Origin of the sequence: Euzebya tangerina (assembly GCF_003074135.1) — a bacterium.
GTDB lineage: Bacteria > Actinomycetota > Nitriliruptoria > Euzebyales > Euzebyaceae > Euzebya > Euzebya tangerina.
Map to the genome: position 1 here is coordinate 1,983,129 of NZ_PPDK01000001.1, position 20,611 is coordinate 2,003,739.

Sequence of the window (20,611 nt, forward strand, 5' to 3'; positions counted from 1 at the left end):
CTAGGTCCGGGCCACGCCAACCCGTTGTGCGGGAGCAGGGGAAACCACGCAAATGGCAGTGGCAACAGTGCTATTCCGGTCGGCAGGCGGGCCGGGTCCAACTGGGTACCCTGCCCCGAATGGGACCCTCCGGTAGTCCGATCGAGCGCGTCCGTGCAGGCCTGACTGCCTTCGACGCGGCGGATCTGGACCCTCCACCCGAGGCTCGGACCGGAGCCACCCTGGTGCTGCTCCAGCCGGAAGGTCAGGCCGTCAGCATCCTGTACACCCGGCGGCAGGCCCACCTGTCCAGCCACCCGGGCCAGATCAGCTTCCCCGGCGGACGGGTGGACCCGGGCGAGGGGATCGAGGAGGCGGCACTCCGCGAGGCGGAGGAGGAGATCGGCCTCCGCCCCGAGAGCGTCACCGTGCTCGGGCGTCTCCCAGCCTTCTACATCCCACCATCCCGGTTCTGGATGTCAACGGTCGTGGCCGCCTGGGACCGCCCTCACGACCTCGCGCCGAACGAGGCGGAGGTGGCGGAGATCCTGCAGGTCGAGCTGTCCCGGCTGCACGACCGCGCGGCGTGGCGGGCCGTCCCGCTCAGTCGGATGGGGATGAGTTGGGCCTGGGACCTCGGCGGGACCAACCTGCTGTGGGGCGCGACGGCGGTCGTCACCAGCGTCCTGCTGGGTGTGATGGACGGTGACTGGGCAGGTGGCACCCAGCCTGAGGACCTGCCGCCTGAGCGGTATGTCCGGCCCTGGGAGCGGCCGGCGACCGCAGGGCTGCAGCCCACCGCCCGACGACCCCGCGCCCGACTGCAGGACATCCCCGATGCGGAGTTCCCTCCGGATGAATCGGACGTGGAACAGCGGGCCGCAGGAGTCGATCAGCCGAAGGCGGACCGGGCGTTGGCCGCCGACGTCGTCCTCGCCGTCGAGCGTCTCATCCACCGCCCGGACGGACCGATCGTCGTCCTGGTGGGTCCGGGACGGACCGGTCGGGTTGCGGTCATGGCGGCTGATCTGCTCCGCTCCGCCGGCGAGGAGGTCGTGGTCGTCACGCTGGCGTCCGACGCCGCGGGGAGCCTGACCGACCCCACGGGGAGCCTGAGCGACCAAGACGAGATGCCATCCGCCTCCGACCCCCTCTCCAAGCGCCGCCTACCCCGCGGGGATGCTCCCGCAGGCCTCGACGGGCCGATCGGCGTCGTGATCGACGGGATGCTTGGGCGGGGATTCGTCCAGCCGCTGCGCGAGCCGCTCCTCGGGGTCGTTCGATCCCTCGCCACCACCGGTGCCCCGCTGATCGCCCTGGACCTCCCCAGCGGCATCGACCCAGAGGAGGGCATGATCGGAGATGCCGTCTCGGCCGACGTCACGATCGCCGTCGAGCCCCTCCTCCCAGCGCATCGGGGGCTTGGTGTCGCCCCCTTCCTCGGCGACATCTACGTCAGCCGTCTGCAGCACGACTTGGCACGCGCCGTCCTGGTCGATCGGCCGACGGCCTGGGCTGAGTAGCCGGGGGGCCCTCCCCCCGCGATCACGTTCGGAGGCACAGCCCCTACCCTCGGGGGCCATGAGGTACCTGAGCACCCGAGGAGACCACACACCTCGGCGCTTCTGCGACATCCTGCTGGAGGGGCTGGCTCCGGACGGTGGGCTCTACCTGCCGTCGGCCTACCCCACCGTGGACGACCAGACCCTGTCAGCATGGCGAGGGCTGCCCTACGACGACCTCGCGTTCGAGGTTCTCAGCCTCTTCATCGACGACATCCCGCCGGATGACCTTCGCGACCTGGTGGGCAGGACCTACACCGCGGACGTCTTCGGCAGCGACGAGATCACCCCTCTCCGACCGCTTGACGACGGAGTGCTCCTGCAGGGTCTCTCGAACGGCCCGACGCTCGCCTTCAAGGACATCGCGATGCAGCTGCTCGGAGCGCTGTTCGAGTACGAGTTGGCTCGGCGTGGCGAGGAGCTCAACATCCTGGGGGCAACCTCCGGCGACACGGGCAGCGCGGCGGAGTACGCGATGCGTGGTCGCGAGGGCATCCGGGTGTTCATGCTGAGCCCATACGGCCGGATGAGCCCCTTCCAGCAGGCGCAGATGTTCAGCCTGCGGGACGCCAACATCCACAACATCGCTGTGGAGGGGGTATTCGATGACGCCCAGGACATCGTCAAGGCCGTGTCGGGGGACCTCGAGTTCAAGCGTCGGCTGCGGATCGGGACGGTCAACTCGATCAACTGGGCCAGGCTGCTGGCGCAGGTCGTGTACTACGTCGCCGGATACCTGCGGGCCACGTCCTCGAACGACCAGACCGTCAGCTTCACCGTTCCCTCCGGCAACTTCGGCAACGTCTGCGCCGGCCACGTCGCCCGGTCGATGGGCGTCCCGATCAGCAACCTGATCGTCGCAACCAACGAGAACAACGTCCTCGCGGAGTTCTTCGAGACGGGGACCTACCGCGTGCGTGGCGGGGCCGAGACGCATCAGACGTCCAGCCCCTCGATGGACATCTCCAAGGCCTCCAACTTCGAGCGCTTCATCTTCGACCTCGTCGGTCGCGACACGGATCGGACCCAGACGCTGTTCGGCACGTCGCTCCGCGAGCACGGGGAGTTCACCGTCTCACCAGCGGAGTTCGACCGGATCGGGACCTACGGCTTCTTGGCCGGGACCAGCACACACGCCGACCGGCTGGCCATGATCAAGCGGACCTGGGAGACCGACGACGTTCTGGTCGACCCGCACACCGCCGACGGCCTGACCACGGCGCGCCGTCTTCGCCGGACCGGCGCCGTCGCCAGCGAGCCCATGATCGTGCTCGAGACGGCCCTGCCGGTGAAGTTCGCTGAGACCATCACCGAGGCCGTGGGGTTCCAGCCGGAGCGGCCGCCGTCGCTCGAGGGGCTGGAGGACCTGCCGAGGCGGGTCCAGGTCATGCCACCCGACGTCGACCAGGTCAAGGACTACATCGAGACCCACGCCGGGGCGTGAAGCGCAGGGCCGTTGGTGGTCAGCTGGCTCGGGCCTGGTCGAGCAGGTCCTGGCACACTGCGGCCTCGCCTCCGAGTGCGACCACGCGGTCAGGGTGCAGGCGGGCGATCTCGTCAGCCACCACACCCGGCAAGACCCCGCAGGACGGAACCAGGAGTATCGGGCCGGCGGTCAGCGCCCCTCCGGCGACGGCGTCGGCGAACACATCGGCTCGGGCCAGATAGGCGGTCGCCGCCCCGTCGGGGAACTGCTCCTGGGAGATCGCGATGGCCGTCTCGATGCGAGACGGCCCGGCCAACCGGTCGCCGTCACGGAGCGGACCGGTCTGCGTCGGTGTCGGCGACGGGGTCGGTTCGCCGGGTTGGCGGGCGGCACCCGAGTCGGGCGCCACCTGAAGGCCACTGACGTCGACGGCCTGCCAGGCGCGACCGGGAATGTCCCGCAGCGACCGGAGGGCGTCGTTGTCCCAGCGCTGGTCGGGGACCCCACCGATGAACCAGGGCGAGCCGTTGTCGGCCAGGATCGCCCCGTAGGTCTGCAGCGCGACCAGGACCGGCCTGACCTGCTCGGGGAACTCAGCGGGGTCCAGGGTCGGGTCCAGGCGGAATCGGGCACCCATCGGCGGGAGAGACGGATCGTCGGCTGCTCCTGCCTGGTGCCGGGCTGGCCAGATGAAGCTGCGGTCAGTCCGTGGCGCCGTCATCCGGATGGCGTGGTCGATCACCCCGGCTTCCACCTCGTCGTACCGGACCAGGCCGGGGAGGATCGGCAGGCCGGCGGCGTCCGCCGAGGTCCAGGTCTCGGGACGGAGATCGTTCGAGGTGAGGTCGAAGATCGCACCTGAGCCGGCGGTCCAGCTGGCACCGCCATCGTCGCTGCGGGCATCGAACAGCTCGTAGAGGCTGCAGGAGTCCCGGTCGATGACGAGGATGTGCCGGTCGCCGTCCGCGTCGGGACCACCTTCGATGGGCGCATCCGGAGGGACGGGGTAGGGGCCGGGGTCGCTCTCGTCATCGAACCGGAAGGTGACGGGCACCCGCGGCTGGTCGTCGTCGACCACGACGTAGGGGATGCCGATCGGGCCTCCGGCGAACGTGCCCGACCCGAAGTCGGTGACGATGGTGGCATCTGACCCGATGGAGGCCACCCACGCCGCTGACTGCTCGTGGACGGGGGCATCGACGATCGGCGTGTTCCAGATCGAGTCGTCCGGGAGGACCGGGCAGTCCGGGGCCTCCGGGAGGGGTGCGGCCACGTCGACTCCGGCGGGGGCACAGGCGGAGAGGAGGAGGGCCATGGCGAGGATCAGTCGACGCATGTGTGACTTCTACCGGATTGGCCGGGTCAAGCTACACATGAGGCGACCGGGTCTCGCACGCGATGCCGTCAACACGCGAGCGAAGCGAGTCGTATCGCGTGGGGGTGGCGGGATTCGAACCCGCACTGGACCGATTTTAAGTCGGGTGCCTCTGCCGGTTGGGCTACACCCCCGAGAGTCCTCAGTCTAGGGAGCCGGCGCCGTCCGGATACCGCACCCAGAGGTCCCGGATCCAGCCCACCACCGTCGTGATGAACTGCTGGGAGTACGGGCCGTCCAGCTCGCCGGCCATCCAGTTGCGCAGGTGGGCGTCGGCGTCAACCGACTCCGGGATCGTGTGCATCCCGTGATCAGCCCCGCGGATGATGGCCAGCGTGACGTCGGGGTTGCCCGCCGCCCTCAGCGCCGCCGCCGAGTCGTAGGCCTGCTGCACCGGCACGTTGATGTCCCGGTCGCCGTGGATCACCATCACCGGTGCCCGGACGTGGGCGAACTGCTCGGGATAGGCGTGCCGGAGCTCCTGGATCGTCCGCTCCAGGTAGTCGACCCGCTCGGTGCCGTCCTCGTCGGTCCAGCGGTACTCCGGCTCACCCCGTCGCGCCGCCGCCAGCATCTGCGGCCACACCCGGGCCACCCCGAGGAACGGTCCCTTCGTCCGCTGCACGAGCGCGAGCTCGTCGGGACCGCGCTCGCTGAAGTCCAGCACGAGCGAGTAGATGTAGCTGATGAAGTCGCCGATGTCCTGGTGCACACCGCCCCACAGGATGTAGGCGGCCGGGATCTCGGTCCGTTCCGCCACACGACAGGAGAAGTGGGCGCCGGCACTGGTGCCCATCACGACGATCCGGTCGGGGTCCACCTCCGACCGGGACGCCAGGAACTCGATGGCCGCGTGGACGTCCTGCACGTCGGTCTCGACACTGGTGTAGCTGTCTCGCTCACCCGGCGGATCTCCCGGCTCACGTGGCCCGCCCGTGCTCGCCTGCACCCCTCGCTTGTCCCAGCACAGCTGGGCGATCCCGGCCTGCGCCAGCTGCTCGCCCACCCAGTGGTGGCGCGAGTGGGGCTGCACCGTCCCGTCAGGCAGCACCTGGTCGCCGTATCGGTTCTGCGGGCCGGTTCCGGCCACGGACAGCACCAAAGGATGTGGTCCCGGCCCCACCGGCACGACCAGGTCGCCCACCAGGGTCTCGGCGCCGGAGGGGAAGGTGACCTCGAACCTGCGGTGCTGACCGGTCATGCGTCCAGCGAGGCCGCGAAGGTACGAGCCGGATGATCTTCGGGTAGCTCGGCCAGGGTGAACACCGCCCCCTCCTCGCGGACCTGGCGTTCCAGGCTCGCCTGCATCTCCACCAGCCCCTCCACCATCTCGGCGTGGGTCCACGAGCCGGACTTGAAGATCAGCAGGACCGCCGGCTCGTCGAAGGGGTTCTCGAAGCCCGTGGGCACGTCGTAATCCATGTGGAAGAGGTCGCCGGGTCCCAGCACCGTCCGGATCTCCTGACCCTCGTCGTCGGTGGTGCAGAACACCCAGCGCCCGGATGGGGTGAAGATCAGGCTCTCGGTCGGGTGTGGGTGCGGGTAGCACCACATCCCCGGCTCCATCACGATCATGTGGGACGTCACGTTCTCACCGGAGAGCAGCGGCACGACCCGACCCTCGAGGGTGTCGACGCCGGGGAGGTCGGCCACGCCGCGGAGGACGGTGCACGCACCGATCGGCTCGGACGACGGCTCGAGGAGGGTCGAATCGGGCGGGGTGAGGTCGCTCATCAGGACACCCTAGAGGCGGGGATTGATCCGCTCCTCCATCCAGAACGCCATGAGCGCGAACCCCAGCGAGGACGCCATGATCATCAGCCCCGGCGGCAGCACCCACCACTTCCAGGCCGGTGTGAAGAAGGCGCCGCGTTCCTGCGCCCAGAACAGGATCGAGCCCCAGCTCTTCTGGATGGGATCGCCCAGCCCGAGGAACGACAGGGCCGCCTCGAGCAGGATGGCCTGCGCGGTGGCCTGCACGAACTCGCCGGTCCCCAGCAGCGCCGTCCGGGGCAGCACGTGGCGCCTGATGGCCCACCGATCACGTGCCCCCATCGACTTCGCCGCGAGGACGTAGTCCCGGGTGCGCAGCGAGAGCACCTGCGAGCGGATCACCCGCGCCGTCGGCGCCCAGATCAGGATGCCGATCACGAACGTGGTCGTGACGATGCTGCGCCCGAGGTAGGCCGCCAGCACGATCAGCAGCGGGAGGAACGGCAGGATCAGCACGACGTCGACCCCACGCATGAGGAACGACCCGAGCCGCTTCGGGTAGTACCCCGCCAGGATTCCGACCGTGCCCCCGATCAGCATGGCGAAGGTGGCTGCGACCAGCCCGACCAGGAGCGACACCCTGGTGCCGAAGATCAGCTCGCTCAGGAGGTCGTTACCGACGTCGTTGGTGCCGAGCGGATGCGTGCTGCTGGGTGGAAGGAACGGTGTGGCGACCCGCTCGGTCGGGTCGAAGGGGGCCAGCAGCGGCGCGAAGATCGCGATGATCAGCAGGGTCGCGACCATCCCCGCGCCCATGATCCCGAGGATCCGGGGGAGCCGCCGCCGTCGGGCCAATCCCGCCGCGGCCTTGGCGTCGGCGGAACCCGGCTCGATGTCGATCGCCGTACTCACCTCGACGCCCTCGTCCGCGGGTCGAGCACCGGGTAGATCAGGTCGGCTGCCAGGTTGGCCAGCAGCATCGCGATGGTGAACACCAGGAAGGCGGCCTGCATGACCGGGTAGTCGCGTCCGCCGACCGCCTCGAACGTCAGCCGGCCGAGCCCGGGATAGCTGAACACCGTCTCGATCACGACGGTCCCGCCGAAGGCGAAGCCCAGTCGGATCGCCAGCACCGTCAGGACGGGGGCGAGCGCGTTCCGAGCCACGTGGCGGAACAGCAGCCGCGCCTCCGAGGCGCCCTTGGCTCGGGCCGTCCGGATGTAGTCCTCGCCCAGGGTCTCGAGCATCGAGTACCGCATGGTCAGGTACACGGCGGGGGTCGAGACGATGGAGAGGGTGGCGACGGGCAGGACGGCGTGCTGCGCGATGTCGAGGGCACGGTCCCACCCGGTGAGGCCGCTGGCTGCTGTCTCGGCCCCGAACGACGGCAGGATCCCGAGCGTGACGGCGAAGCCGGAGATCAGCAGCATCCCCAGCCAGAACGGGGGCATCGACTCCAGGCTGATCATGGTCGTCAGGGAGGTGAGGTCCGAGGCCTTGCCGCGCCGCCACGCCGAGATGGCCCCCGTGGTCACGCCGACGAGTGCGGAGATGGCCAGCGACGCCAACGTCAGCAGCAACGTCCAGGGCAGCCGCTCGGTGATCATCTCGATGATCGGTCGGCTGGACCGGTAGGAGAACCCGAGGTCGCCGGTCAGCAGGTTGCCCCAGTACTGGACGTACTGCTGCAGCAGGGACTGATCCAGGCCGGCCGCCGTCACGATCTCCGCGCGCTGTTCGGGGGTGAGCAGGCCGACGTCCACACCCGCGATCAGTGCCAGGGGGTTGCCCGGCATGAAGCGGGGGAGGAGGAAGTTGATCGTCACCGCGATCACGAGTACCAGGAGGTACTGCGCGATCCGTCGGGTGTCGAGTCGGCCCACTCGGCGTGCCTGGCGGTGCGTCGCCGCTACGGACGAGCCTCGGCCGGCAAGAGCGAGAGCTTGCTGACGATGCCCTGACCGGCGATGAACTCCCACTCGCCGTAGACCTCGCTGTTGTAGGCGTACGCGCCGTCGCGGTACAGCAGGGTCACGAAGGGCAGTTGCTCGGCGAAGAGGGTCTGCAGCTCACCGATCAGCTCGAGTCGGGTGTCGGGGTCACCCTCGACGGTGAGCGCCTGCGCGACCTCGTCCATCTCCGGATTGCTGAACGCGGTCAGGTTGAGCGCGCCGATCGAGGGATCGGAGTGCACCAGTGAGGCGACCCGGCTGGCATCCGCCTGGATCGGCGCCGACCAGCCCCACATGGCCAGGTCGTAGTTGCGTCCGTTGGCGATGTCGAAGCCCGGCCACACCGCCTCCTCCCAGGTGGTGGACTCGACGGATGTGACCTCAGCCCCGATGCCGATCTCGGCCAGCATCTCTGACACCAGTTCCGCCGTCCGCAGCCGGAGGGTGTTGTCGGAGGGGGTGATCAGCTCATACGACATGGGCTCGCCGTCGGCTTCGCGGATGCCGTCCCCATCGGAGTCGGTGTACCCGGCGTCCTCGAGCAGTCCGTTGGCCTGTTCGACGTCGGTCGTGGTCTCGACGTCGGGGTTGAAGCTGACCTGGTCCGGGTGGATCCAGCCAGCCGATCCGGGTGTCGCCGCACCCAGGAAGACGGTGTCGACGATGTCCTGCCGGTCCATCGCCAGCGACATGGCCTGCCGGACGGCGACGTCATCGAACGGTGCCTTGGAGGCGTCGTAGTACAGCAGGTCGGTTGAGAACTCGGGCCCCTGGACGATGTCGATCGGGTCCTGCGCATCGAGCAGCGGGACCTGCTCGGGCGAGACGCCGTCGAAGATCACGTCAACCTCGCCGGACCGGATGGCCGCCTGGGCGCCGGTGTCGTCGGCGAACTGGACCAGGACCAGCTCATCGACGGCGGGGGCGCCGCGGAAGTAGTCGGGGTTGGCCTCCATCGTGTAGCTCTGGTCGGGCGCGTAGTCGGTCAGGACGTAGGGGCCCGAGCCGACGTTGGTCACGCTGTCGAACTGGTGGTTCTCCGGGTCGGTGACCTCCGACCAGACGTGTTCGGGGATGATCGGGACGTCGGAGAGGGTGCTGAGCGGGAACGACGGGTTCGCGGCCTCCAGGGTGATGTCAACCGTCAGGTCGCCGGTGGCCTCGGCCCCGGTCACCCCGGCCAGTGCCCGGCTGAACCGGCTCTGGCTGTTGTTGAGGAAGTAGTCCACGGTGAAGGCGACGTCGCTGGCGTCCAGGGTCTCGCCGTCGTTGAACGTGACGCCCTCCGCGAGGGTCAGGCTGTAGGTCAGTCCGTCGTCGGAGACGTCGACGGTCTCCGCCAGCCAGGGCTGCGGGATGCCGTCTCCGTCGATCTGCATCAGCGAGTCGTACTGCATCATCAGCAGGTTCCAGCCGGGGAAGCCGGTGATGTAGGTGTAGGGGTTCAGCGACGCCTCGTCGCCGATCATGCCGGCCCGCAGCGTGGTGGCGGCATCCGATCCACTCGCCGGCTCGTCGGGCTCGGCCAGAACCGCATCTCCGTCGGAGTCGCTCTCTGTGTCACCCTCGGACGGATCGGAGCTCTCCGTCGCAGCGTCACCGTCGGCGGCGTCGGCCGTCTCCTCGGTGTCCACGCCCTCATCGTCATCGCCCTCGTCGTCGCCGCCCCCACAGGCGGCTGCCAGCAGCGCCAGCGCCAGCGACATCGCGAGCAGTCGCAGCCAAGCGGTGTTCGAGCCGGTTCGGTTGAGCGTCTTCATCATGTCGTTCCTTGGTCGAGGGTCGTGTGCTGTTGGGGGCATCGGACGAGGGGACGATCACTGGGGTACTGCGGTTCCACCGGCTGGCTCGACCAGATGGCAGGCAACGGTGCGGTCGGCCGTGATGGCACGAAGCGTGGGGACCTCGACGTCGCAGGTCCCGGGAACGGCCAGGGGGCAGCGGGTGTGAAATCTACAGCCGCTGGGCGGGGCCAACGGGCTCGGCAGGTCTCCCCTGAGCCGGGTGTCCTCGCCGCGACCACCGTCCTCCCCCTCGTCGTCCTGGGCTCGGGGCTCGGGGGAGGGCACCGCGGCCAGCAGCGCGACGGTGTAGGGGTGCAGGGGGTTGGCGTAGAGCTGGTCGCGAGGTGCCCGCTCGACGATCTGGCCCAGGTACATCACGGCCACATCATCGGAGATGTGGCGGACGACGGCCAGGTCGTGGGCGATGAAGAGAAAGCCGAGTCCGCGCTCGATCTGCACGGTTGCCAACAGGTTGACGATCTGGGCCTGCACCGACACGTCGAGGGCGGAGACCGGCTCGTCGCACACGATGACGTCGGGCTGGGCGGCGATGGCCCGCGCCACCGCGATGCGTTGTCGTTGACCGCCGGAGAACTCGTGGGGGTAGCGCGACACCGCGTCCGCTGGCAATCCCACGGCCGCCAGCAGTTCGATGACGCTCTCCTCGATCCGGTCCTCCTCGACCAGTCCGTGGATGCGCATGGGCTCGGCGACGACGTCGATCACCCGGGCGCCCGGGTTCATCGACGAGAAGGGATCCTGGAAGATCATCTGGATGCCACGCCGATGGGGACCCGGCTTGGAGGTCACGGCCACGCCGTTCAGGGTGATCGTGCCGGCTGTCGGCTCGACCAGTCCGACCAGGGCACGGCCCAGGGTGGTCTTGCCACAGCCGCTCTCGCCGACCACACCCAGGGTGCGACCGGGGCGCACGTCGAGGGTGACGCCGTCCACGGCACGGACCGTGGCCGACCGGGAGCCGAGGAAGCCACGCCGGACGTCGAAGTGCACCGAGAGGTCGCGGATCGCAACACCCGGCCCCTCGGTCCGAGAGGTCCAGGATCGGGTGGTCGGGGCCGCCCATCTGAGCTCCCGGACGATGTCCGCATGTCTCAGGCAGGCCGTCCGGTGGCCGTCCTCCGCCAGCGGGGTCAGCTCGGTTGGTGTGCTCTGGCAGGCGTCGTCGGCCATCGGACACCGATCGACGAAGGCACAGCCGGTGTGGGGTTCGGTGACCACCTCCGGCGAGCCGGGTATCTCGGGGAGCGTGCCGGTCACCTCGCCGTCCAGACCTGGGATGGAGCGCAGCAGGCCGGCGGTGTACGGGTGACCCGAGCCGCGGTAGACCTGCTGGGCGGTGCCGGTCTCCATGACCCGGCCGCCGTACAGGACGCTGACACGGTCGGCCAGCTCGGCCACGACCCCGAGATCGTGGGTGATCCACACGACGGACATGCCGGTCTCCGCCTGCAGGTCCCTGACCAACTCGACGATCTGGCGCTGCACGGTGACGTCGAGTGCGGTGGTCGGCTCGTCGGCGATCAGCAGCTTCGGGTTGCAGGCAAGCGCCATCGCGATCATGGCGCGCTGCCGCATGCCGCCGGAGAACTCGTGGGGATGGTCATCCACGCGGCGTGCTGCGGCTGGTATGCCGACCCGGTCGAGCAGGTCGATCACACGGGTGCGTCGCTCACGCCGCGAGAGGTCGGTGTGCAGCTGCAGGGACTCGCCGATCTGGCGGCCGACGGAGTGCACCGGGTTCAGGGAGGACATCGGGTCCTGGAAGACCATCGCCATGTCTCGGCCCCGTATGGCCCGCATCCGCTTGGCCGAGGCGTGGAGGAGTGATTCGCCTGCCAGGATGATGTGCCCGCTGACGGCCGCCGTGGCCGGCAGCAGTCCCATGGTGGCCAGCATCGACACGCTCTTGCCCGAGCCGGACTCACCCACCACGGCCAGGACCTCGCCGGGGTCCACCGAGAGCTCGATGCCATCGAGTGCCAGGACACGCCCGCGAGGCGTCGCAAACGATACCCGAAGGTCCCGCACGTCGAGGAGGGGGCCGGCGACCGTCATGCCCCCACTCTTCACGACCGACGTGTCGGTTTGATGTCTTTCTCCCGGCCGGTCCGTCAGCTGGGAGGCTTTTTGCCCGCTACGACCCGACGATCATCGTGATGTCGGGTCAGCTCGTGGTGGTCGTTCCCGCTCGGATCCACGTGGACGGTGACCTCCTCGAGCCTGGCCACGCCGTGGAAGAGGGTGTGTCGGACGGCCTCGGCCACCTCGTGACCTGCAGCCACCGACAGCGCCCCGTCGACCTTGATGTGCAGGCTCGCCTCCATGCGGTGGCCCAACCAGCGGACCCGGACCTGGTCGGTGCCGAGGACGCCATCGACGTCGTCAGCCAGGCGCTGGATCGTCTCGGTGACGGCGGGATCGACGCCGTCCATCAGGCGCCGGAAGACCTGGCGCAGGGCGTCGCGGAGGACGAAGAGGATCGCGACCGTGATCAGCAGACCGATGATCGGGTCCGCCAGCGGGAAGCCGGCCCAGACGCCGATGCCGCCGAACACGACGGCGAGCGAGGTGAGCCCGTCCGTGCGAGCGTGGTGGCCATCGGCGATCAGCGCTGCTGACCCGATCTGGTTCCCGATCCTGATGCGGTACAGGGCGACGGCCTCGTTGCCGAGGAAGCCGATGATCCCCGCAGCCACGAGCAGGCCGACGTTGTTGACCTCCTGTGGTTCGACCAGCCGGCCGATCGACTCCCAGCCGGCGACGACGGCCGAGAGGGCGATCATCGCCACGATGAACAGCCCTGAGAGGTCCTCGGCCCGGCGGAACCCGAAGGTGAAGCTCGTCGTCGCTCCCCGGCGACCGAGGACGAAGGCGATCCAGAGCGGGATCGAGGTCAGCCCGTCCGAGAAGTTGTGGATGGTGTCGGCGAGGAGCGCCACCGAGCCCGTGATGAGGACCACGACAACCTGCAGCAGCGCCGTGACGAGCAGGCCGACCAGCGAGATCTTCACGGCACGAATCCCCTGCTCCGAGGATTCCAGGGCAGTGTCGACCGAGTCCGCCGAGTCGTGGCTGTGCGGCTGGTAGAGCTCCTTCAGCCACGCCAGGGGACCTGACGGGTGGTCGTGGTCGTGCTGGTGGTCGTGGTCGTGTTGGTTGTCGTGGTCGGGCACTGGCGTTCCCATCGGCGCACGGATACCTGCAGGGCAGGGCCTTAGATATATCAGCAAGTCTATACAGATATATCTGACGGTCAAGGAGTCCCTCAGTCCAGAGCACTAGGGTCCACGTGTGTCCCGCTACCACACCCAGGCACATCGCCCGGCGCACCCGCCGGCGCAGAGCGCCACCACCCGGGCGTACCTGCACCTCAAGGAGCGGATCCTCACCTGCGAGCTGGCGCCGGGCACGTCGATGTTCGAGGGGGAGTTGGCGGCCGAGCTCGAGATGAGCAAGACCCCCGTCCGTGAGGCCCTGGGGATGCTGTCGCACGAGGGGTTCGTCCAGGTGATCCCGCGACAGGGCTACCGGGTCAGCGACATCTCCCTGGCGGATGTGAAGGAGCTGTTCGGTCTTCGGCTGCTGCTCGAACCGGAGGCGGCCCGACTGGCGGCCGCGCGGGCTGATCCTGACACGCTCGCGGAGCTGGGGCGACTGGCCGCACACGATCCGGACGACGACGCGGGAACCCGTGCGACACAGGCCACCGCGTTTCACATGGCGCTGGCTCACGCCTCGGGTAGCGCGCGTCTGGCTGCCACGCTGGGCAATCTGCTCGAGGAGATCCAGCGACTCTTCTTCATCGGTCTGCCGTTGGGGGAGGGGTCAGGACACGCCGAAGCTCAGACCAGCGGAGAGCACCACGACCACGGCGGGCACGCCGCGCTGATGGACGCCCTCGACGCAGGGGATGCCGACGCCGCCGAGCGTCTTGCCCGCCAGCAGGTGCAGGCCAGCCGAGATGCGGTGATGGCGGCGATCATGGCGACGTTGGCCGGCAGCGGCCCCGCCGCCTCGGCCGAGGACGTCATGCTCGGCCAGGCCCTCTGAGCCTGCCCCCTACGCCTGGTCGGTGGCCGACCCGACCGCGCGCGGGCACGCATGCATGAACTCACGCGCTCTGATCGGGCTACCTCACGCCTGCGTCGGCGCCGTGGTGACCGAATCGGGCCAGCCCCGGAGTGCAGCCGCCAGGATCTGATCGGTGTCTGCCCGACGGGCCGGGTCGGGGAGCGGGGCAGCCGGGCCGGTCAGGTGCCGGTCGATGAAGCGGCGCACCACCGCAACCCCGGCGTGGTCGTCGTCCTTGGCGATCCGATGCGAGGCGTGTTCGACCAGCAGGGCGGCCGTGTAGACCCGCCCGGCACGCAGCGCGAAGATCCGCATGGTCGCCTCCACGTCGGCGGCGTCGGAGGAGGCGAAGGCCGCCGCCCCCTCGGCCAGCCGCCGCAAGTGGGCCGCGACCACGCTGACGGGCTCGGCCAGGTCGGGACTGTCCGTGCCGGTCATGCGGTCTGCTGCGTCCTCCAGGAACGCCGCCACGGCATCCTCACGGACGGCCGCCCGCAGCAGGTCCAGGGACAACACGTTGGTGGTGCCCTCCCAGATCGAGAGCACCTGGGCGTCCCGGAGCAGCGCGGGCAGCCCGGTGTTCTCGACGTAGCCGGCGCCGCCGAAGGACTCGACCACCTCGGACGCGGCAGCCACGGCCGAGCGGGCGGTCAGCAGCTTGACGACTGGCATCAGCGCCCGGCGGGCGAGTGCCTCTGCAGGCGAGGCCGTCCCGGTCTCGGCGCGTCCCATCAGCTGGGCGGCACGCGCGACGATGGCGGCCGATCCCTCGTACTCCACGGCCAGATCGGCCAGGGTCGTGCGGTGCAGCGGCAGGTCCAGTAGGCGGCGTCCGAACGCCTGGCGGACCTGCCCGTAGGACAGGGCGAGCTGCAGGCCACGTGCCTGGCTGCTCATGGACCAGTAGGCATTCCACAGCCGGGTGACGGTCAGCATGCCAACGATCGACTTGACCCCGCGGTGCGGCGGCCCGACCGGCGTGGCATACGCCCCCACCAGGTCGAGTTCGGCCGTGGGGAGGGACTTGGTCCCGAGCTTGTCCTTCAGGCGTCTGACCTGGATGGTGCGGCCGATCTGCGAGCGCCCATCACGTGGGTCGACGCGCTCGACCAGGTACAGGCCAAGCCCCCGCGATCCCGCCACCACGGAACCGTCGGCCGCTGCCGTCCGGGCCAGCGCAAGCGCACAGTCCGCTGTGGTGGCCGAGGTGAACCACTTGGTCCCGCTCAGCGCGAAGCCGCCGTCCGGCAGCGGGTGGGCGACCGTCTCGGTGCGTCCCACATCCGAGCCGCCGGGCTTCTCCGTCATCCACTGGCCTGACGTCCAGGCGTCGGGGGTCCTCCCGGTCAGGCGGGGCACCACACGGTCGCGCACCTCGGGCTCGCCGACGTCGGTCAGCACCCGTGCAGCCGCGTCGGTCATCGAGACCGGGCAGGTGTAGACGGCGGAGGAGGGGCCGTACAGGTGCACCAGGGCCATCTGCTCCAGGCGCGCGTGGGGATCGTCGGGTCGCTCGTAGGGGATGGCTGCCAGTCCCAGGGACGCCTGGACCTCGTGGAGCCTCGTCCAGGCAGACGACACCGCGATGTGGTCAACGCGCCGTCCCCAGGCGTCGTACTGCTCCAGCGTGGGTTCCTCGCGCTGAGCCTGGGTCGCGAGGTCAAGCAGCTCGCCAGCCGCGCGCTCCCCAAGCTGGCGAAGCTCGGGCTGGATCTCCTCCCACCGGGCAGCAGGGAGCAGACGCCGGAGGTGCGACCGGAAGATCGGATCGGCGTCGTAGGTGTTCGGCAGGCTGGGCCCGTCCTGGATGAAGTCCATGTTCGAACACTATCGCGGAGTCCCGCCCGGCTCGGTTGGCACGTCGACGTGAGCCAAGATGGCTCCGCGTATGGTGTGAAGACATTCCAACCCAAGGAGCCTCTCCCCATGACCGCCGACGAGGAGCGCATCGCGCTATTCCTCGACTACGAGAACCTGGCCATCGGTGCCCGAGAAGACCTGCGCGGCATGCAGTTCGCCCTCCGGCCCCTGGCTGATGCCCTGGCCGAACGAGGTCGCGTGGTCGTCCGCAAGGCCTACGCCGACTGGTCCTACTTCGACTCGGACCGCCGGATGTTGACGCGTGAGAACGTGGAGCTCATCGAGATCCCCCAGCGGATGGGGGCGGTCCGCAAGAATGCCGCCGACATCAAGATGGCGGTCGATGCCATCGAGTTGGTCTTCGAGCGCGAGTACATGACCACCTTCGTGATCTGCACCGGCGACAGCGACTTCACGCCGCTCGTCAACAAGCTCCGCGAGCTCAACAAGCGGGTGATCGGCGTGGGCCTGGAGGCCTCGACCTCCAAGATGCTGCCGCCGGCGTGTGACGAATTCCTCTTCTACGAGCGACTGGAGGGCGTGGACCTGCCGACCAAGAAGGGCCGCTCCGGTCGTCGCAGCGGCGGGGGCCGCAGCTCGTCGGGCCGTGGGTCGGGCGGGTCGTCGTCGAAGAAGTCGTCGCAGCCCGAGGAGTCGACCTCGTCCACCTCCGACGATGACTCGGCTGATGACGCGCCTCGGCACACCGATGTCGGCAAGCTGGTGACACAGACCCTCTCGGGCCTGCAGCGGTCCAGTGGAGGGGTGGTGCTGGCTTCGGCGCTCAAGCGCGCCATCCTGCGGAAGGACCCGACCTTCAGCGAGGCGGACTACGGCTTCCGCGCCTTCGGGGAGTTCCTGCGCGACATGGAGTCCAAGGACGTCATCGAGCTGTCGAGCAGCGCGGCGAAGGGTGACCCGGAAGTCGGCTTCCCCGAGACCTCCAAGACCGAAGCCGATGCCTTCGAGTTGCTCGGCGACGTCGTGCGAGACAACCAGCCCACACCGCTGTCAGGCCTCAAGGACAAGATGCGGGCGATTCAGCCCGACTTCTCGGAGAAGCGCTTCGGCTTCGGCGGGTTCCTGCAGTTCTGCAAGGCGGCGCGGACGCGGGACATCGTGTCCATGGAGTGGGACGACGACGTCGACGACTACGTCCTTTCCATGGTCAGCAGCTGACGAGTACCCTCCAGCAAGCCGACAGACCAAGGAGGCGAGGGAGTGGCTGAGCCGATCGGTGTCGTCATCGTCGACGACCACGCGATGGTCCGCATGGGCCTGCGCACGATGCTCACCGCCCACCATGACATCGCCGTGGTGGGCGAGGCCGGGAAGGTCGAGGAGGCGCTCGACGTCGTGGAGCAGGCCGAACCCGGGGTCGTTTTGCTGGACCTGCGACTAGGCGAGGAGGAGGGTGTCGAGGTGGCTCGGCGTCTTCGCGAGAAGGGCTCCGAGGTCACGATCCTGATGCTCAGCGTGCACGACTCGTCGCGGCACCTCCGGGATGCGCTGGCCGCCGGAGCCGATGGCTATCTGCTGAAGAGCGTCGCCGCCGACGACCTGGTAGCCGGGATCCGCAGCGCCTTCGCGGGCGAGACCGTCATCGGGCAGGAGTTCGTGCCGAAGCTGCTGGCGGACGCCCAGCGTGGGGTGCCGCTGGGTCAGCCGGGCGTGACCAAGCGGGAGCAGGAGGTCCTCGAGTTGGTCGCTGACGGCAAGGCCAACCGTGAGATCGCGGAGCACCTCGGGATCAGCACCCGGACGGCCCAGAAGCACATGGAGAACCTGTTCAAGAAGTTCGACGTCCACGACCGAACGGAGCTGGTCGCTCACGCCTTCCGCCGAGGCCTGCTGGGGTGAGCACGACTGCTTAACAGCATCGAAACACCACGGATGTTGGTCAGAAACCATGGCACCAATACGCTGCGGTCTCAGCAAGACCCGGGCCTTCCGGGAGAGCCACAGCCAGTCTGAAGGAGACACCGTGAAACTCGTCATGGCCATCGTGAAGCCGTTCAAGGTCGAGGACGTCAAAGAAGCCCTGCGTGAAGTCGGTGTCGCCGGCCTCACCGTGTCCGAGGCCCGCGGCTTCGGACGGCAGCGCGGCCACACCGAGGTCTACCGCGGTGCGGAGTACCAGGTGGACTTCGTGCCGAAGAGCCGCATCGAGGTCATGGTCGACGACGACCAGGTCGACGGTGTCATCGATGCGATCGTCAAGTCGGCGCGGACCGGCAAGATCGGGGACGGCAAGGTCGCCGTGATGGCCCTCGATGACGTCGTCCGCATCCGCACTGGTGAGCAGGGTCCCGACGCCATCTGAGTTGAGCGGCCGCCTCGACGTTCGGTCCGTAGCCGAGGAACCCGGCCGAGCCTGGTCGCACGCCTGGACCGCCATCGTCGACGACACCATCCGGTCGGCTCTGGCCGACCACCAGTCACAGAGCCGACGAGGCGGTGTGGTGTCGCTGATCGCCCTGGGATCCTACGCCCGACGAGGGTTGTGTCCCGGGTCGGACATCGACCTGCTGATCCTGCACGACGGGTGGCCGGGGCCCGATCTCGAAGGCCTGGTCCAGGCCGTCTGCTACCCGTTGTGGGACGCCGGCCTCTCCGTCGGCCATGCCGTGCGCACCGTGAAGGAGGCGGTGCGGTCGACGGGCGACCGAATCGACACCGCCACGGCGCTGACCGACCGTCGGCTCGTCGCCGGATCATCCGGCCTCGCCGACGACCTGTCGGCCCGGATGGCGAAGTGGCTCAGGAGGAATGGCGGGGCCTTCGCCACACAGATCGTGGAGGCGGACGCGGACCGTCAACGACGCCACGGGGGCACCGCCGGAGCGCTCGAACCGGATCTGAAGAGCGGTGCCGGCGGGCTGCGGGACCTGCACTCGATGCAGTGGGCGGGAGCGATCCTGCTCGGCGAGGCCGGGCTGGACCCGCTCGTCAGCGCCGGCTACCTGGGTGCTGACGAGCGAGCCCGTCTGGCCGGTGCCGGCGATCAGCTGCTGGCGGCCCGCTGTGCCCTGCACATGGTCGGGGACAAGTCCGTCCGCAACACCCTCCGGCTGGACCTGCAGGACGAGGTCGCCGTCCGCCTCGGCATGGGTGACGGCGACGACCTGCTCCGCGAGGTGGGTCTGGCAACCCGCACCATCGCGCACCTCCACGCGCGGACCTGGCCCGTGATGCTGGAAGACGCGACCAGCGGTCGCCGTCGTCGCCGGCCCTCCCCCCGTCCGGTGGATCACGGGTTGGTCCTGATCGACGGTCTCATCGAGGTCACCCCGGGGGCAGGCCTGGCGGACGACCGCTCGCTCGGGTTGCGCGCCGTCGCCGCAGCCGCGGAGCACGGCACGGTCGTCGGGCGCCGCAGCGCGATGGTGCTCCGCCGCGAGGTCGCCACGGCCGGATCGCTCGAGTGGGACGAGGACAGTCGCGGCGCCCTCCTGCGCATGTTGCGCTCGGGACGGCGCGGCATGGCAGCCATGCGCGATGCCGACTACCTGGGGCTGTGGGATGCCTACCTGCCGGAGTGGCACAAGGTCCGTGGGCGCCCCCAACGCAACCCGTTGCACACCTTCGACCTGGACACCCACGCGCTCCAGGCGGTGGCGTGGCTCGCGGATGTCGTCAGTGGCCAGCTGGATCCGGCCCACGCAGACATCTTCTCCGAGATGGAGGATCCGGACGGTGTGGTCCTCGGCACCTGGCTGCACGACGTCGGGAAGGCCTGGCCGGGGGATCACTCGGAGTCGGGGGAGATCATCGGCCGCCAGTGGATGCTCCACATGGGCTTCAGCGGCAAGCGGGCGGACCAGATCGCCAAGCTCATCCTGCTGCACCTGGTCCTGCCGGATGTGGCCACCCAGCGGGACATCGACGACCCGGACGAGATCGAACGTGTCGCGCTCATGGTCGGCGACGTCGAGACGTTGGACGGGCTGTACCTGCTGGGCATCGCGGACTCCCGGGCCACGGGCAGGGCCGCCTGGTCGGAGTGGAAGGACCTGCTGATCTCGCGGCTGCACGGCAAGGTGCGTCGGCTGCTGGTCGGCCAGGTCGGCGTGCTCGCCGGACCGAGCCCGGCGGACCTCGTGGTCCGATCGGCCCGCCACTTCGATGGGGACGTCGGGCTGCTCCGCAGCACCGTGGGCGGCCTGCCCGAGCGGTACCTGCGCCACGCCGGCCCCGAGCAGGTGGCCGCCCACTGCTCACTGCTCGAGAGCTTCTCCGCCGGGATTCGAGCTGCGGTTCGCCCCGGCCCCGTCGACTCGGTCGTCACGCTGACGGTGGTGGCCACGGACCGTCACGGCCTGTTCGCCGACGTCGTCGGGGTGCTGGCCTCGAATCGGATCGAGGTGGAACAGGCACGGGCCTTCACCCATGACGACGGGACGGTGCTCGACTGGTTCGTGGTCACCCCGCCGGAGGAGGTCGACTGGGAGCGCGTGATCGCCGATCTGGAGGCCATGGAGCGCAACGAGCACGAGGTCGCCGAAGCGGTCGAGCGACGGGAGCGGTCGCGAGACGTCCGACCCCCGGTCCTGGCCCGGCCCGTCCCGATCCGGGTGAGCACCTATGACCGGGGGGACGTCACCCGTGTGGAGGTCCGGGGGCCCGACAGCCCCGGGGTGCTGTACCGCGTGTCACGGGTCCTGTCGGACCTCGGGACCGAGCTGACGGGAGCCCTGGTCGCGACCCTGGGTCCGGAGGTGCGGGACGCCTTCTTCGTGTCGGGTGAGCTCCCGCCGCTGGAGGAGTTGGAGGCCGCGCTCGAACCAGCGCTGCTGGACACGCCGGCCGTCGCCTGAGGCCATTCTGCAGCATGTTGGACCTGGCCCACCTGGGGTCGGCTTCGCGCA

At 69.3% G+C, this 20,611-nt stretch carries 16 protein-coding genes and 1 tRNA gene; 7 read left to right on the forward strand and 10 right to left on the reverse strand.

Annotated features, from left to right (window positions below; genetic code table 11):
* Positions 1 to 119 precede the first annotated feature (119 nt).
* Both C1746_RS09210 and thrC read left to right on the forward strand, forming a co-directional pair.
* Entirely contained in the window at positions 120 to 1,502 is a 1,383-nt protein-coding gene (locus C1746_RS09210) for an NAD(P)H-hydrate epimerase (RefSeq protein ID WP_116714317.1), read from the forward strand.
* A gap of 58 nt (positions 1,503 to 1,560) precedes the next feature.
* On the forward strand, positions 1,561 to 2,985 hold the full coding sequence (gene thrC / locus C1746_RS09215) for a threonine synthase (RefSeq protein WP_116714318.1): 1,425 nt from the start codon (positions 1,561 to 1,563) through the stop codon (positions 2,983 to 2,985).
* 19 nt (positions 2,986 to 3,004) lie between these two features.
* Here the strand turns inward: thrC and C1746_RS09220 are convergent, their stop codons facing one another.
* From C1746_RS09220 to C1746_RS09260, 9 genes are all read right to left on the reverse strand, one after another.
* A complete protein-coding gene (locus tag C1746_RS09220; protein WP_116714319.1) occupies positions 3,005 to 4,303 on the reverse strand; it encodes a cell wall-binding repeat-containing protein in 1,299 nt (432 codons plus the stop codon).
* A gap of 99 nt (positions 4,304 to 4,402) precedes the next feature.
* Positions 4,403 to 4,476, reverse strand: a tRNA-Leu gene (locus tag C1746_RS09225).
* An 8-nt stretch (positions 4,477 to 4,484) separates the two neighbouring features.
* Positions 4,485 to 5,543 carry an alpha/beta hydrolase family protein gene (locus C1746_RS09230; protein WP_116714320.1) on the reverse strand — a complete coding sequence of 353 codons (1,059 nt, stop codon included), beginning with the start codon at positions 5,541 to 5,543 and terminating at the stop codon, positions 4,485 to 4,487.
* On the reverse strand, positions 5,540 to 6,076 hold the full coding sequence (locus C1746_RS22950; RefSeq protein WP_116714321.1) for a cupin domain-containing protein: 537 nt from the start codon (positions 6,074 to 6,076) through the stop codon (positions 5,540 to 5,542). Before C1746_RS22950 ends, C1746_RS09230 begins: the two co-directional genes overlap by 4 nt.
* Positions 6,077 to 6,085: 9 nt before the next feature.
* The gene (locus tag C1746_RS09240; RefSeq protein ID WP_205711786.1) at positions 6,086 to 6,967 is read right to left on the reverse strand and encodes an ABC transporter permease; all 882 of its coding nucleotides are present in this window, start codon (positions 6,965 to 6,967) and stop codon (positions 6,086 to 6,088) included.
* Positions 6,964 to 7,938, reverse strand: a complete 975-nt coding sequence (locus tag C1746_RS09245; RefSeq protein ID WP_116714322.1) for an ABC transporter permease — start codon at positions 7,936 to 7,938, stop codon at positions 6,964 to 6,966. Before C1746_RS09245 ends, C1746_RS09240 begins: the two co-directional genes overlap by 4 nt.
* Positions 7,939 to 7,964: 26 nt before the next feature.
* Positions 7,965 to 9,770, reverse strand: coding sequence for an ABC transporter substrate-binding protein (locus C1746_RS09250; RefSeq protein WP_116714323.1), 1,806 nt, complete (start codon positions 9,768 to 9,770; stop codon positions 7,965 to 7,967).
* Between the two features lie 54 nt (positions 9,771 to 9,824).
* Positions 9,825 to 11,867 (reverse strand): ABC transporter ATP-binding protein, encoded by a 2,043-nt coding sequence (locus tag C1746_RS22740; protein WP_116714324.1) that lies wholly within the window; start codon positions 11,865 to 11,867, stop codon positions 9,825 to 9,827.
* Between the two features lie 56 nt (positions 11,868 to 11,923).
* Positions 11,924 to 12,997 (reverse strand): cation diffusion facilitator family transporter, encoded by a 1,074-nt coding sequence (locus C1746_RS09260; protein WP_116714325.1) that lies wholly within the window; start codon positions 12,995 to 12,997, stop codon positions 11,924 to 11,926.
* A gap of 106 nt (positions 12,998 to 13,103) precedes the next feature.
* Here C1746_RS09260 and C1746_RS09265 point away from each other — a divergent pair, with 106 nt between their 5' ends.
* Positions 13,104 to 13,862 carry a GntR family transcriptional regulator gene (locus C1746_RS09265; protein ID WP_116714326.1) on the forward strand — a complete coding sequence of 253 codons (759 nt, stop codon included), beginning with the start codon at positions 13,104 to 13,106 and terminating at the stop codon, positions 13,860 to 13,862.
* A gap of 84 nt (positions 13,863 to 13,946) precedes the next feature.
* Here the strand turns inward: C1746_RS09265 and C1746_RS09270 are convergent, their stop codons facing one another.
* Entirely contained in the window at positions 13,947 to 15,701 is a 1,755-nt protein-coding gene (locus tag C1746_RS09270; protein ID WP_116714327.1) for an acyl-CoA dehydrogenase family protein, read from the reverse strand.
* Between the two features lie 108 nt (positions 15,702 to 15,809).
* Here C1746_RS09270 and C1746_RS09275 point away from each other — a divergent pair, with 108 nt between their 5' ends.
* The 4 genes from C1746_RS09275 to C1746_RS09290 all read left to right on the forward strand — a co-directional run bounded on the left by C1746_RS09275 (position 15,810) and on the right by C1746_RS09290 (position 20,560).
* The gene (locus tag C1746_RS09275; RefSeq protein ID WP_116714328.1) at positions 15,810 to 16,922 is read left to right on the forward strand and encodes an NYN domain-containing protein; all 1,113 of its coding nucleotides are present in this window, start codon (positions 15,810 to 15,812) and stop codon (positions 16,920 to 16,922) included.
* Between the two features lie 42 nt (positions 16,923 to 16,964).
* Positions 16,965 to 17,603 (forward strand): response regulator, encoded by a 639-nt coding sequence (locus C1746_RS09280; protein WP_116714329.1) that lies wholly within the window; start codon positions 16,965 to 16,967, stop codon positions 17,601 to 17,603.
* Between the two features lie 124 nt (positions 17,604 to 17,727).
* On the forward strand, positions 17,728 to 18,066 hold the full coding sequence (locus C1746_RS09285; protein WP_116714330.1) for a P-II family nitrogen regulator: 339 nt from the start codon (positions 17,728 to 17,730) through the stop codon (positions 18,064 to 18,066).
* 1 nt (position 18,067) lies between these two features.
* Complete coding sequence (locus C1746_RS09290; RefSeq protein WP_162867569.1) at positions 18,068 to 20,560, forward strand: [protein-PII] uridylyltransferase family protein; 2,493 nt, start codon at positions 18,068 to 18,070, stop codon at positions 20,558 to 20,560.
* Positions 20,561 to 20,611: the final 51 nt, after the last annotated feature.